The sequence below is a fragment of the Fluviicoccus keumensis genome, assembly GCF_004217445.1.
GTDB lineage: Bacteria > Pseudomonadota > Gammaproteobacteria > Pseudomonadales > Moraxellaceae > Fluviicoccus > Fluviicoccus keumensis.
The window spans coordinates 549,405-563,425 of the sequence record NZ_SHKX01000012.1; the positions used below are offsets into that span (position 1 = coordinate 549,405).

Annotated in this window: 10 protein-coding genes; 6 read left to right on the forward strand and 4 right to left on the reverse strand. The window is 63.3% G+C overall.

From position 1 onward, the window contains the following. Positions 1-66 precede the first annotated feature (66 nt). Positions 67-3,540: a hybrid sensor histidine kinase/response regulator gene (locus tag EV700_RS10760; RefSeq protein WP_130413572.1), complete on the reverse strand. Its 3,474-nt coding sequence runs from the start codon at positions 3,538-3,540 to the stop codon at positions 67-69. 114 nt (positions 3,541-3,654) lie between these two features. Between EV700_RS10760 and EV700_RS10765 the strand changes: the two genes are divergently transcribed. After that, positions 3,655-4,278 (forward strand): Crp/Fnr family transcriptional regulator, encoded by a 624-nt coding sequence (locus tag EV700_RS10765; protein ID WP_130413574.1) that lies wholly within the window; start codon positions 3,655-3,657, stop codon positions 4,276-4,278. Here EV700_RS10765 and EV700_RS10770 read toward each other — a convergent pair. Continuing rightward, positions 4,214-5,041: an alpha/beta fold hydrolase gene (locus EV700_RS10770; RefSeq protein ID WP_165391431.1), complete on the reverse strand. Its 828-nt coding sequence runs from the start codon at positions 5,039-5,041 to the stop codon at positions 4,214-4,216. The genes EV700_RS10765 and EV700_RS10770 overlap by 65 nt on opposite strands. Before the next feature lie 160 nt (positions 5,042-5,201). Here EV700_RS10770 and EV700_RS10775 point away from each other — a divergent pair, with 160 nt between their 5' ends. Next, complete coding sequence (locus EV700_RS10775) at positions 5,202-5,894, forward strand: hypothetical protein (RefSeq protein WP_130413578.1); 693 nt, start codon at positions 5,202-5,204, stop codon at positions 5,892-5,894. Here the strand turns inward: EV700_RS10775 and EV700_RS10780 are convergent. Then, on the reverse strand, positions 5,891-6,715 hold the full coding sequence (locus EV700_RS10780; protein WP_130413580.1) for a tRNA threonylcarbamoyladenosine dehydratase: 825 nt from the start codon (positions 6,713-6,715) through the stop codon (positions 5,891-5,893). The two genes, EV700_RS10775 and EV700_RS10780, sit on opposite strands and share 4 nt — an antisense overlap. Positions 6,716-6,828: 113 nt before the next feature. Here EV700_RS10780 and EV700_RS10785 point away from each other — a divergent pair, with 113 nt between their 5' ends. The 3 genes from EV700_RS10785 (at position 6,829) to EV700_RS10795 (ending at position 11,569) form a co-directional block, all read left to right on the forward strand. Beyond that, the gene (locus tag EV700_RS10785; protein WP_130413582.1) at positions 6,829-7,458 is read left to right on the forward strand and encodes an RluA family pseudouridine synthase; all 630 of its coding nucleotides are present in this window, start codon (positions 6,829-6,831) and stop codon (positions 7,456-7,458) included. An 18-nt stretch (positions 7,459-7,476) separates the two neighbouring features. After that, the gene (gene rapA, locus EV700_RS10790; RefSeq protein WP_130413584.1) at positions 7,477-10,296 is read left to right on the forward strand and encodes an RNA polymerase-associated protein RapA; all 2,820 of its coding nucleotides are present in this window, start codon (positions 7,477-7,479) and stop codon (positions 10,294-10,296) included. 379 nt (positions 10,297-10,675) lie between these two features. After that, positions 10,676-11,569 (forward strand): alpha/beta fold hydrolase, encoded by an 894-nt coding sequence (locus EV700_RS10795; protein ID WP_165391432.1) that lies wholly within the window; start codon positions 10,676-10,678, stop codon positions 11,567-11,569. On the opposite strand, the gene EV700_RS10800 is transcribed toward EV700_RS10795, so the two are convergent. After that, positions 11,550-12,134, reverse strand: a complete 585-nt coding sequence (locus tag EV700_RS10800) for a DUF1285 domain-containing protein (RefSeq protein WP_130413588.1) — start codon at positions 12,132-12,134, stop codon at positions 11,550-11,552. The two genes, EV700_RS10795 and EV700_RS10800, sit on opposite strands and share 20 nt — an antisense overlap. 229 nt (positions 12,135-12,363) lie before the next feature. Between EV700_RS10800 and EV700_RS10805 the strand changes: the two genes are divergently transcribed. Continuing rightward, the gene (locus EV700_RS10805; RefSeq protein WP_130413683.1) at positions 12,364-13,995 is read left to right on the forward strand and encodes an electron transfer flavoprotein-ubiquinone oxidoreductase; all 1,632 of its coding nucleotides are present in this window, start codon (positions 12,364-12,366) and stop codon (positions 13,993-13,995) included. Positions 13,996-14,021 lie beyond the last annotated feature (26 nt).

The window sequence follows — 14,021 nt, forward strand, 5'->3', positions numbered from 1 at the left end:
GGACAGCTATCGCTGTCATTGAACCGCACGGTCAGAAAAGATACTTGCGGGCCGCAACCGGTTTTCCTACCCCTTGCTGACCCTGACCGAGTTCAGAACGGCTTTCAACGCCCCCGCCCTGACCGGCTTCGCCAGGAACAGCACCCCTTCCGCCTTGGCCCGCTGCGGCAAATCCGGGTCCGGAGCCGCCGACACCAGTAATACCGCCACCTGCGGCCAGCGCGCGCGCAGTGCCTTCGCCAGACTCAATCCATCAAGCCCGCCCCCCAACTGGTAATCCAGCAGCAGCAGATCAGGCGCGGCAGCCAGCGTGATCGCCCGCTCCACGGCCGCCTCAGCATCCGGCAGGCATTCTACTTGCCCAACGCCCCATTGCTCGAACAGGGCCTTCAAGGCCTCTAGATTCTGGCGGTCGTCATCCACGCAAAACACCGAGAGCCCGGACAACAGCGATTGACCAGCGGTCGTGGGGACAACGGAGGCCGTGGAAGCCGCCGCATCCGCCAAGGGAACACTCAGGCGGAATACCGACCCCTTGCCCGGCGTCGAGGCGACCGAAAGCGCATGCCCCAGGCTGTTGGCCATGCGCTGGACGACCCCCAGACCCAAACCGATGCCCTGCCTGCCGCGCGCTGTGGCGTCCACCCGGTAGAAATCCTCAAAGATGCGCTCCAGATCCGCCGGAGGAATGCCGGGGCCGGTATCCCAGACTTCCAGCACCACCGACCGGCCGCGTCGGCGGCAACCCACCAGCACCTTGCCTTGGGCGGTGTACTTGATGGCATTGGAAATCAGGTTTTGCAGGATGCGGCGCAGATAGGTCGGATTGCTGTTGACCGTCCACGGTGCGGCGCGCACTTTCAGCTTCAGTCCCTGACGCTCCGCGAGCAGCGAAAACTCGTCGTCCAGCTGTTGCAGCAAGGGTTGCAACGCCACCGGTCGGTTGTCCGGCTCCACCTTTCCCTCGTCCAGGCGGGCGATTTCCAGCAGGGTGGAAATCAGTTCCTCGGTGGCTTTCAGCGAATTGTCCAGTTGCCCGAGGATGGCGGGACGGCGGGCGGGATCGCCCTGCTCCAGCGCCGCCGCGAATAGCCGCGCGGCGTTCAGCGGTTGCAGGATGTCATGGCTGGCCAGCGCCAGGAAACGGTTCTTGGCGGCGTTGGCGGCTTCGGCTTCGCCCTTGGCCTGCCGCAACTGCTGTTCGGTGACGCGGCGCAGGTCGACTTCGGCGCGCAGTTCGGCGTTGATGTCGCTGATCTCGCGGGTGCGCTGCTGCACGCGCAGTTCCAGGTCTTCCTTGGCCTCGGCCAGCGCTTCCATTTGCCGCACTTGTTCGGTGATGTCGGTGAATCGGGTGACAAAACCGCCGCCGGGTATGGGGTTGCCCTGCATCTCGATCACCGTGCCGTCGGGACGCACGCGGCGGAACACATGCGGCGTGCCGCGCCGCAAATGCTGCAAGCGCTTTTCCACATGTTCGTCCGGCGAACCGGGACCGCACAAACCACGCTCGGCATTGAAACGGACGATATCGGCAATCGGCCTGCCTACTTTCACCATGCTGGCGGGATAATTGAACAAGTCGAGATAGGCCTGGTTCCAGGCCACCAGCTGCAAATCCTTGTCAACCACGCTAACACCCTGCCCCAGATGCTCTAGCGTCGCGAACAGGATATGGCGGGAAAACTGGATAACCTCGCGGGTGTCATCAAACAGCGTGACCACGTCCTCGAAATCCAGCTGGCGACCGTCCAGCGCGGCTTCCACCATCGCGGCGGCTCCGGCCGCGCCGATCACCCCGGCCAGCTCACGCTCCACCTGCCGGATCAGCGCCAGCGAGGGCGTGGCGGCATCGCCGGGCTGGAAGGGATGCAGGGTTTCACGGGCGCGGGCGTTGCCGACAAAGCGCTCCAGCAGGATCATCAGGTCGTCGGTGCTCATGCGCGCGCGGCGCGCGGGCCGGGGTGATGAAGCCGCCTCGTCTGCATCGCCGCGTTGCGGACGGATAAAGGCTGAGGCCTGCAAGCGGTCGCGCAGGTCCGGACGTGACAGCAGCGAGACGCCGACATAGGCCAGCGTATTCAGCCCCAGCGACCAGAACACTCCCCGGCTCAGGGCATCCAGCGGCCCGTCGTCATCGGCGCGCGGCAGTCCGGCGGCGTTGGCCACGGCGCTCATCAGCGAGGGCATCATCAGCAGCAAGAACCACAGCACCGTGCCGATCAGCAGTCCGGCATAGACGCCGTAGGCATGGCCGCGCCGCCAGTACAAACCGCCCACCACGGCCGGCAGCAGCTGGATGATCAGCGAGAAGGCCAGCAGTCCGGTTTCGGCCAGCTCATGATCGCGGGCGAAACCGGCGTACCAGGCGTAGGACAGCGCCATCACCGTGGCGATCATCAACCGCCGCACACGCAAGATCACCGGCCCGAAGTCCCGGTTTGCCCCCTGCTCACGGAAACGGTCCAGCAAGGCGGGCATCACCACGCTGCTGCTGATCATGGCGCTCAGGGCCAGCGTGGCGATGATGATCATGGAAGTCGCTGCCGAGAAGCCGCCGATGAACACCAACGCGCTGACCACGCCCCAGCCCTGACCCGAAGGCAGCAGCAGCACAAAGCGGTCGGCCTGCCCGGTCAGGTGCGGATACAACTGCATCCCGGCCAAGGCAATGGGCATCACCACCAGCGTCACCAGCAGCAGATAACCGCCAAACCAGCCGCGCGCCTGACGCAGGTGGCGCGGATCAGTATTTTCAACAAAGGCGACATGAAACTGCCGCGGCAACAGGAATACCGCACCCATCGCCAGCACGGTCTTGGTGAAAAAGGACAAGGCATCGAAGGGCGTGCGGGCGGCATGGGCCGTGAAATCCGCCAGCCATTGCTGCGGCCTTGCCAGCAGGAAAGCCGCCCCGACCGCCAGCGTTACCAGCGCCACCAGCTTTACCAGCGACTCGAAGGCAATGGCCGCCATGATGCCGCGATTGCGGCCGGTCAGGTGCTGCGGCCGGGTGGCGAACAACATGGCGAAGACCGTCATCGCCAGCGCGCTCATCAGGGCGCTGTTCTGCCACCAGATATCGGGGTCGGCCTGCTCGCCCAGCAGCACCCGGTAGGACTGCGCCACCGCCTTCAGTTGCAGCGCAATGTAGGGAACCACCACGATCAGACAGACCAGCGTCACGCCCACGGCCACGCCCTGCCGCTTGCCGTAGCGGGTGCTGATGAAGTCCGCCAGCGAAGCCGCGTTCTGCTGGCGGGTAATGCGGGCGATGCGGGTCAGCAGCGCCTGCCCGAACAGCAGCACCAGCAGCGGCCCCAGATAGATCGGCACGTATTGCCAGCCGGAAGATACCGCCGTGCCGACCGCGCCGTAATAGGTCCACGAGGTGCAGTAAACGGCCAATGTCAGGCTGTAGATGAGTCCGCCATGCCGCTGCAGGAAGGCTTCCGCCGAGGGACGCTCCGCCAGCCGGGCAATCCCGAACAGGCCGGCGACATAAAGCAGGGCAAGCAGCGCGACAATCCAGGGCGTCAAGGGCGGCCTCGTATTCTTGTGATGTATGGACCCGGCGTCAGCGGGCTGCGTTGACAGGAGCGGACAAACCGTGGCTTAAATCAGTCTATCAAAAAAGACCGGGAAAACACGGCGATGACTACAGCGGATCACGACGAAACCGATTCCCCGGAAGCCCGGCTGGCACGCGCCCTCAACCGCATTTCGCCGCTTGCCGCTGAAGACCTGGCGCTGCTGACGCCGCTGCACCGCAGCTACTGGCCGCGCGGCAGTCATGTGCTGCGGGCGGGTGAAACGGCGAAGCAGGTTTCTTTCGTGGTCAGCGGCGCATTGCGGGAATATTACGTGCTGCCGGACGGCCATGAACGCACCCGTTCCTTCAACCTGCCGGGTGATTTTGCCGGGTCAATGTCGGACCTGCTGGCCGCCTCGCCATCCCGGACCTGGGTCACGGCCGAGACCCAGACCACCCTGATCAGCGCGGACTGGTCGGTCTACCGGCAGTTGACCGAAAACAACCCCGCCTGGGCGCGCTTTGCGCGGCGCATGGCCGAGGAACTGTATCTGCGGAAAGTGGAGCGGGAATACGAACTGCTGGCCCTCGACGCCGCCGCCCGCTACCAGCGCACCCTGTTGCGCTGGCCGGACCTGGAAACGCTGTTTACCCAACGCGACATCGCCTCCTATATCGGCATCACCCCGGTACACCTGAGCCGCTTGCGGGGGCGCAGCGAGCAGGATCCATCAGGAAGCCGCTGACGGTTTCCAGGAAGGCCTCCGGCATTTCCGCAAAGGCGGCATGACCGCAGGGCAGCACGCTCCACACGGCTTCCGGCAGGCAACGACGCGCCGAACGGCCATCGGTCCACGGCGAAATCACCGGATCGTAGCGGCCGAACACCAGCGTCGCAGGCGCTGCGATGCGACCGGCGATTTCCCTGACATCATTATCGGGATCACCGAAACTTCGCCAAACGGCCCGGTTCACCGCCAGCGCCGATGACGAGGCCTGCTCAGTCGCGGCACGGTCCAGCATGTCCCGAACAACCGCCGTGCGTCGCCGCAGGTAAAGACTCGCGAATACTTTGGGCGGCAAGGACAAGCGACTGCCCTGCCAACGGCAGAATGCCCGTGTGAACAGGTTCTGGCCCGTAAAGCCGCCCGGCGCAACCAGCACCAGCGCCTTCACCCGTTCCGGACACTCCGCCGCCAGTCGCACCGCCACATTGCCGCCCACCGAGTTGCCGATAATCCTCACGGGAGGCAGGCCCAGCGCCTCCACCAACTGCCGCAGCACCGTGGCGAAATACCCGGTGCTGATTGCTTCTGCCGCCACCGCCGGTGTCGAGCGGCCATAACCCGGCCAATCGGGAGCAATCACCCGGAAATGACGCGCCAGCTCGGGCAGCACCGCCGCAAAATCGCGACTGTCTCCGGGGTTGGCGGACAACAGCAACAAGGGCTCGCCGCTGCCGGCATCCCGATAATGGATATTTCCGGTAGGCAAATTGATCATGGGCATGGCGGACTTCCCCGATGTGGTGTGGATGATCCGCAGTGTCGCCACTCCCCGTCCGGCGTGCATTAACCTGGGTTAACCGCTAGAGCGCGAAGCACTATTCAGGTGCGCCGTTTTGGGTTTATAGTCGGAAAGCACCCACATTCATAACAGGGATATTCCGATGAAAAATAACAAGCTGCTGGGCATCCTCACCCTGACTTTCCTGGCCGCCAACGCTCAGGCCTTTGATGTCGGCGTCGGCGTCAAGGGGGGCACGCTGGGACTGGGGGCGGAAGCCACCTTCAAGGTTTCGGAGCGCTTCAATGTGCGCGCCTCGGTCAACCATTTCTCCCGTTCCGATACGTTTGACGAAAGCGGCGTCAGTTATGACGGCGACGCCACGCTGTCCACCTACGGTCTGACGGCTGACTGGCACCCCTTCAAGGGCAGCTTCCGCATTTCCGCCGGGGTCATGAACAACGGCAACGAGTTCAAGATGGTGGCCAGTTGCAAGCAGTCCTGCGATGTGGACGGCAACCAGTATCAGAGCAACGCGCTTGATCCGGGCAAGATCAACGCCATGGTGGACTTCAAGAGCATGGCGCCCTATGCCGGCATCGGTTGGGGCAACGCCATGAGCGGCGGTAAATGGTATTTCGGCGCGGATATCGGCGTGCTGTTCCAGGGAACCCCGCAAGCCAGCCTGACCGCCACCGGCAAGTTCGACAAGACCAGCGGCATCCCCGGCACGGTCTCCGCCAGCGACCCCACCTTCCAGGCGCAACTGAAAAAGGAAGAGGCCAGCCTGCAAGACGACATGAACAACTTTGACATGTACCCGGTCATCAACTTCAACCTGGGCTACCGTTTCTAAACGTCGGGCAACTGACCCCGGCTGATGGCCAGCTCCATGCGATGCGCCATCAGCCGCAATCCTTCTGACACCGCCATCATCCCCATCGTTGCCGTCACCGCCACCGCCGAGCCGTAACCGGCGCAGTTCAGGTTGGCGTCACAACTTGCCCCTTCCGGCATCGTCACCGCCTCGTTGGAATAGACGCAGGCAATGCCGAACTTTTCCTTCAGGTTGGTGGGAAACTTGTAGTCGTGACGCAACTGGCGGCGGATCTTGGCGATCAGCGGATCGCGTTCGGTATGCGCCAGGTCGGAAACGCGCAATTGCGCGGTATCGGTCTTGCCGCCCGCCGCGCCGCACACCACCAGCGGAATGCGGCGGCGGCGGCACCACAAAATCATCGAAATCTTCGCCTGCACATCGTCGGTGCAGTCCAGCACCAGTTGCGGCGTCTCGGCCATCAGCTGCGGCAGGTTGTCCCAGGTCAGGAAGTCATCCACCAGCCGCAGGTCCAGCCGGGGATTGATGGCGCGGGCGCGCTCCCCCAGCACATCAATCTTGTTGCGGCCAAAAGTGCCATCCAGTGCAGGCAACTGGCGGTTGACGTTGGACGGCACCAGCACGTCCATGTCGATCAGCGTCAGACGACCAATGCCGGTGCGCGCCAGCGCCTCAATCGCCCAACTGCCCACGCCGCCCGCCCCGGCGACAATCACATGGGCGTTCTGGAACAAGGCGAAGGTGCGGTCGCCATAGACGCGACGCGTGCCCGTAAAGCGGCGATCGTAGTCGTCTTCCGGCGTTTCGGAAGTGTTTGCGGAAGCAGGGAGAGTATTCATGGCGGCGGATTATACGCGGTGTCGGCGGAGTCGGACGAGACGCCGGGAATAACCATTGCTTTAAATCCGTTTGTCATTACAATTGCGCCTCACTTCAAACCCGGAGCGATGCCGTGCTGACAGATTGTCCCATCCTGTTGGACGACGAGCATCTACTGGTCATCGGCAAGCCTGAAGGCCTGCTGTCCGTGCCCGGCAAGGGCCCTGAAAAACTCGATTCCCTCTACTGGCGACTGCAACAGATGTGGCCCGGTATCCGCGTGGTGCACCGGCTGGACCGCGATACGTCCGGCCTGCTGGTTTTCGCCCGCAACCTGCCGACGCAGCAGCACCTCAACCGCCAGTTTGCCGACCGCACCGTCAGCAAGAGTTACATCGCTCTGGTCTACGGCCATCCCGCCGAGATGAAGGGCGAGGTCAACCTGCCCATCCGCTACGACCCGGACCATCCGCCCACGCACATTGTCGACTTTGAACACGGCAAGCCCTCGCAAACGCTGTGGACGGTGCTGGAACGCAAGCCCGGCCATACCCGCGTGCTGCTGGAGCCGGTCACCGGCCGTTCCCACCAGCTGCGCGTACACATGCAGGCGCTGGGTCATCCCATCGTCGGCGACCAGCTTTACGCCACCGATTTCGATCTTTCCACCGCTTCGCGTTTGTGTTTGCACGCGGAGACACTAGAATTCACCCATCCGGTCAGCGGCGAGCGCCTCCGCCTCACCCTGCCCGCTCCATTTTAGAAACACAGAACACTGCCTATGAGTACTCCCACCCCTGCTATTGGCCAGCGCTGGCTATCGGACGCCGAAACGGAATTGGGTCTGGGCATGGTTATCGAAGTCAATCCCCGCACCGTCACCATCCTCTTCCCCAAGAGTGAGGAAACCCGGGTCTACGCCCGGCAGAACGCGCCGTTGTCGCGCATCCGCTTCAACGAAGGCGATGCCATCCAGGATACCGACGGCAAGCACTGGACCGTTTCCACCGTGCACGAGCGCCAGTTTGTGCTGCGTTATGACGTGATGGATGAAAATGGCGAAACCGCGACGCTGGCGGAAACGAAGCTGTCGCCGAACATCCAGCTGTCGCGGCCGTCCGAGCGCCTGCTGGCCTGCCAGCTGGACAACAACGAATGGTATGAACTGCGTGTGATGGCCCTGCGCGCCCGCGAAAAGCTGGCCCGCAGCCCGGTGGCCGGTCTGGTCGGCCCGCGCGTCGGCCTTATTCCGCACCAGTTCTACATTGCCCACGAAGTGGCGCAGCGCATGGCCCCGCGCGTGCTGCTGGCTGATGAAGTCGGCCTGGGCAAGACCATCGAGGCCGGCCTGATCATCCACCAGCAACTGCTGACCGGACGCGCCCAGCGAGTGCTGGTGCTGGTGCCGGACAGCCTGCAATACCAGTGGCTGGTCGAAATGCGCCGCCGCTTCAACATCGACTTCTCGCTGTTCGACCTGACGCGCACCGCCGCCATCCGCGAACACGACGAAGACCAGAATCCGTTCAGCACCGAGCAATGCGTGCTGTGCAGCATCGACCTGCTGATTGACCACCCCGACCTGACCGAAGACGCCTTGGGCGCGAAGTGGGACCTGCTGGTGGTGGACGAAGCGCACCATCTGGCTTGGGATGAAGAAGCGCCCAGCGAGGCTTACCAGCTGGTGGACCGCCTGGCGCAACAGACTCCCGGCGTGCTGCTGCTGACCGCCACCCCGGAACAACTGGGCGTGGCCAGTCATTATGCCCGCCTGAAACTGCTGGACCCGGCGCGTTTCCCCAGCCTGGAACAGTTCCTGGAGGAAGAAGAAGCCTTCCTGCCGGTCGCCGATGCCGCCCGCAAGCTCGCCGCAGGCAGTGTCGACGACGACACGCTGTCCATCCTCCGCGATTTCCTGGGCACCGTGCCGGACATCAATACCGACGAAGGCCGTCAGGACGCGCTGCGCCAGCTGCTGGATCGTCACGGCACCGGCCGCGTGCTGTTCCGCAACACCCGCGACGCCATTCGCGGCTTCCCCGAACGGGAATGCCTGCCCGTGCCGCTGACTCCGCCCGCCAACTGGCCGATGTCCGGCCCGGTGCGCTTCCAGCTGTGGCCGGAAGTGCAGGCCGAAGACGACGCCTGGGTGGACACCGACCCGCGCGTGCCCTGGCTGATCAAGCTGCTGAAGCAACTCAAGCAGCAGAAAGTGCTGCTGATCTGCCGCACCGCCCCGGTGGCGCTGGCGCTGGAAGAACTGCTGCGTCTGAAGGAAGGCATCCGCACCACGCTGTTCACCGAGCACATGAGCCTGCTGGAACGCGACCGCGCCGCCGCCTACTTCGCCGAAGCCGACTACGGCGCGCAAATCCTGCTTTGCTCCGAAATCGGCTCCGAAGGCCGCAACTTCCAGTTCGCACACCACCTGGTGCTGTTCGACCTGCCCGCCAACCCGGACATCCTGGAACAGCGCATCGGCCGCCTCGACCGTATCGGCCAGACCGACACCATCCACATTCACGTGCCGTACATGGCCGGCACCGCGCAGGAGCGGCTGTTCCGCTGGCATCACGAAGCGCTGAACGCCATCGGCCGCATCTCGCCGACCGCGCAGGTGGTGCACCAATACCATCAGGGCCCGCTGAAGGACTTGCTGCAAGCCCCCACGGAAAATGCCGACGCCTTCGAAGCGCTGATTGCCGAAGCCGTCGCCGACCGCGAACAGCTGGAAGCGGAAATGCAGTCCGGCCGCGACTACCTGCTGGAGTTGAATTCCTGCCGCCCGGAAGGCGCGCTGAAACTGGTGGAAACCGTCGCCGACCAGGACGACGACCTGATGCTGGAAGACTTCATGGGCCGCGTCTGGTCCGCCTTCGGCCTGGAGCATGACGATCAGGGCGACGGCAGCCACATCCTGCATCCCGGCGACCACATGCTGGTCGAAGCCTTCCCCTGCCTCGACGCCGACGGCATGTCGGTCACACTCGACCGCGTGCAGGCGCTCAGCCGCGAAGAACTGCAGTTCCTGACCTGGGAACACCCGATGACGTTGGGCGTCCTCGACCTGATGACCCGCCAGCCCTTCGGTAACGCCAACGTCGCGCTGATCCGCAACAAGGGCATCAAACCCGGCACCCTGCTGGTGGAAGCCTGGTATCGGCTGGAAGTGGTGGCCCCGCGCTACCTGAACCTGCCCGCCACCCTGCCGCAACTGGTGATCCGCGTGTTGCTGGACGGCGAAGGCCGCGACCTCAGCGCCCGCGTCAACCACGACACCCTGAACAAGCAGATCCTGGTGCTGGAACGCTCCACCGCCCGTCAGGTGGTGAAGATGCAGGACGAAATCATCGCCCTGCGCGCGCGCCAGGCGGAAAAACTGGCCAACGAACAGTTACCCGCCCTGCAACAACAGGCCCGCGACACCTTCACCCGCACCCTGCAACAGGAAATCGACCGCCTGAAAGCCCTGCAAGCCATCAACCCCGCCGTACGTCCCCAGGAAATCGCCGCACTGGAGCACCACCTGGAACAAGGCCTGAAACACCTGCAGCACCTGCACCTGGTCAGCGATACGCTACGCGTGATTGTAGCCGGCTAACACCAACCCGCATGGATTCAAGCACCCCGAGCGCAAGGAACGCGCTCACCCCACCAAACCCACACACCTCTGCACCACCAACCCGCCGTCCGCAGCCAACTGTCCGAGCCACAAGCTCACCAACGAAGCCTTCAAATCGCCTCCTCCCAACAGCGAACTGCCGGCCCGCGAGTTTTGGCGAAGGACACGGTTTTTGCCTTCTTTTTGCCAAGACAAAAAGAAGGGCCCGCGGCAGGCGGATGCCCTAATACCATTCCAAAGCTAAAAACAACAACCCAACACCACCAAACATTACATCACAAAATGTCACACTCTTGACGAAAATCATCCATCCTGCCAAAGTCCCCCTCACTTCCCCGCCCCGCAGGAGACCCACCCCGTGCCCAGCCCCTTCGACAACCACTTCCAGGTCCGCTCCGGCAAAATCAACCTGTCCGTCCACACCTGCGGCAACCCGCAAAACCCGGTATTGATCCTGGTGCACGGCTACCCTGACAACCACCGCGTCTGGAATAAGGTCGCCGCCAACCTGATGCAGGACTTTTACGTGGTGGCCTACGACGTGCGCGGCTGCGGCTCCTCTGACGCCCCCCGCCGCATTGGCGATTACGCCCTGCCGCAACTGAGCCGTGACTTGGTCGCGGTCATGGACGCCGTCAGCCCCGACCGCCCGGTGCATCTGGCCGCGCACGACTGGGGCTCCATCCAGACCTGGGAATCGGTGACCGAACCGGCCTTGCAGGACCGCATCGCCACCTACACCACCCTCTCCGGCCCCTGCCTGGACCATGTCGGCATGCTGATGCGTCACCTGATGATGAACCCCACCCCGGACAACCTGGCCAAGCTGGCCGGACAGGCCGCGCACTCGTGGTACATCTACCTGTTCCAGCTGCCGGTCATCGCGCCGACGCTATGGAAGACCGTGCTGGGCAAGAAATGGGATGAATTGCTGGTGAAACTGGAAGGGATTCAGAGCACGCCGGAAGCCAACCCCACGCAGGTACGCGATGGCGTCAACGGCATCAATCTCTACCGCGCCAACATGCTGCAGCGCATCACCAGCCCGCGCGAACGGCATTCACGCGTGCCGGTGCAGCTGCTGGTAGCCAAGGGCGACAATTTCGTCACCCCGCAAGTCCTGGAACGTCAGGAAATCTGGGCGCCGGACCTCACCACCGTGGAAGTGGACGGCGGTCACTGGCAATTGCTGCTGGACCACCCCGACAACTTCGCCGAGGCGGTGCGCGCCTTCATTCAGGCGCGATCATGAACCACTGACCGGCGCTTTCCACGGCATAACCGGTCTTGCCGTCGACTTCGCGCAATTCCGCGCAATCGACCAGCTGGTAGAACACATTGCGCCCGATCAGGGCGTCCAGGCGGTCGCGTACCCGGATATAGGGGCGCGGCTCGCCGGTCTCATCGTATTCCACCCGCAGCGGATGGTCGGCGTCGGCCACCACGGCATCGCCGGTCAGCGTGGTGAAACGCAGGTACGGCACTCCTTCTTCCACCAGCCGATCGACCACCCCGGCGAAGAACGGGGCGTCGTCCACGGTAATGCGCACCTTTTCGACCGGGGTCAGCAGGTAATAGGCATCGTCGTCTTCGCGCCGCAGGATGCTGCTGAACAGCTTCACCAACGGCATGCGGCTGATGGGCGTACCCTGGTAAAACCACTGGCCGTTGGCCTTGACCTGCATCGGCAGGTCGCCGCAAAACGGCGGATTCCACAGGTGTACCGGCGGCAATCCCTTGCGCGGCTGCCCGTTTTCATCCAGCAACAGCCGGGCGATGGCCGCCGGATCGGCCTTGAGTTGTGACTGCTGGGTCATTCCGTACACTTCCCATCATTTGTCGGACAAAATACCGTATAAAAAGTTGGCCTTTGCAGGTTGTGCTTTTATACTACGCGCGCTTCCCGCCAGAACGGGAATAATACTTGCATTCAACATGGTACGCGCCCCGCCCGGCTTTGCAAGCGGACGGGACGCCTGCCCGTACGGTCCTTAACCGGACCCGTTTCTTCTGTGCCCTGAGGAGAGTGTCGTGGAAAGAGAATCGATGGAGTTTGACGTCGTCATCGTCGGCGGCGGCCCTGCCGGTCTGTCGGCAGCCATTCGTTTGCGTCAGCTGGCCATTGAAACCGGCCACGACATTTCGGTGTGTCTGGTGGAAAAAGGCTCCGAAATCGGCGCTCACATCCTGTCCGGTGCGGTCTTCGAACCGCGCGCCCTGAACGAACTCTTCCCCAACTGGAAGGAAGAAGGCGCGCCGCTGAACACCCCCGTCACCAAGGACGAGATCCACCTGCTGTTCAGCGAGACCAAGAGCAAACTGATGCCGGACTGGGCCGTGCCCAAGGCCATGCACAATGAAGGCAACTACATTGTCAGCCTCGGCAACGTGGTGCGCTGGCTGGGTCAGAAGGCCGAAGAGCTGGAAGTGAACCTGTTCCCCGGCTTCGCCGCCTCGGAAGTCCTGTTCCATGAAGACGGCAGCGTCAAGGGCGTCGCCACCGGCGACATGGGCATCGGCAAGAACGGCGAGAAGAAGCATTCCTTCACGCCCGGCTATGAACTGCACGCCAAGTACACCCTGTTTGCCGAAGGCTGCCGCGGCCACCTGGGCAAGCAGCTGATCAGCCAATTCGAGCTGGACAAGGACTGCGATCCCCAGCACTACGGCATCGGCATCAAGGAACTGTGGGAAATCGATCCCGCCAAGCACAAGCCCGGTCTGGTCGTGCACGGTTCCGGCTGGCCGCTGAGCGAATCCGGTTCCGCCGGCGGCTGGTTCCTGTACCACGCCGAGAACAACCAGGTCACCCTAGGCCTGATCACCGACCTGGCCTACAGCAACCCCTACCTGTCGCCGTTCGATGAAATGCAGCGCTGGAAGCACCATCCGGTGATCAAGCAGTACCTGGAAGGCGGCAAGCGCATTTCCTACGGCGCGCGCGCCATCGTCAAGGGCGGCCTGAACTCGCTGCCGAAGACCACCTTCCCCGGCGGCTGCCTGATCGGCGACGATGCGGGCTACCTGAACTTCGCCAAGATCAAGGGCAGCCACACCGCCATGAAGTCGGGCATGATCTGCGCCGAAGCCGTGTTCGAGGCGCTGAAGGAAGGCCGCGAAGGTCACGACGAAGTGACCGGCTATCCCGAGAAGTTCAAGGCTTCCTGGCTGTATGAAGAACTGTACCGCTACCGCAACTTCGGCCCGGCCATGCACCGCCTGGGCTTCCTGATGGGCGCGGCCTTCAACTTCATCGACCAGAACGTCTTCCAGATTCCCATCACGATCCACGACAACACCCCGGATCACGAGTGCCTGGACCTGGCCAAGATGTGCACGCCGATCGAGTATCCGAAGCCGGACGGCAAGATCAGCTTCGACAAGCTGTCCTCGGTGTTCCTGTCGAACACCAACCACGAGGAAGACCAGCCGGTACACCTGCAGCTGAAGGATGCCAGCATCCCGATGCACAAGAACCTGCCGCTGTACGACGAGCCCGCCCAGCGTTATTGCCCGGCTGGTGTGTATGAAGTCGTGACCGCCGGCGGCGAGCCGCGTCTGCAGATCAACGCGCAGAACTGCGTGCACTGCAAGACCTGTGACATCAAGGACCCCTCCCAGAACATCAACTGGGTGGTACCGGAAGGCACCGGAGGCCCGAACTACCCGAACATGTAATCCGTTTTTCGGGTAAAAGACCGGGG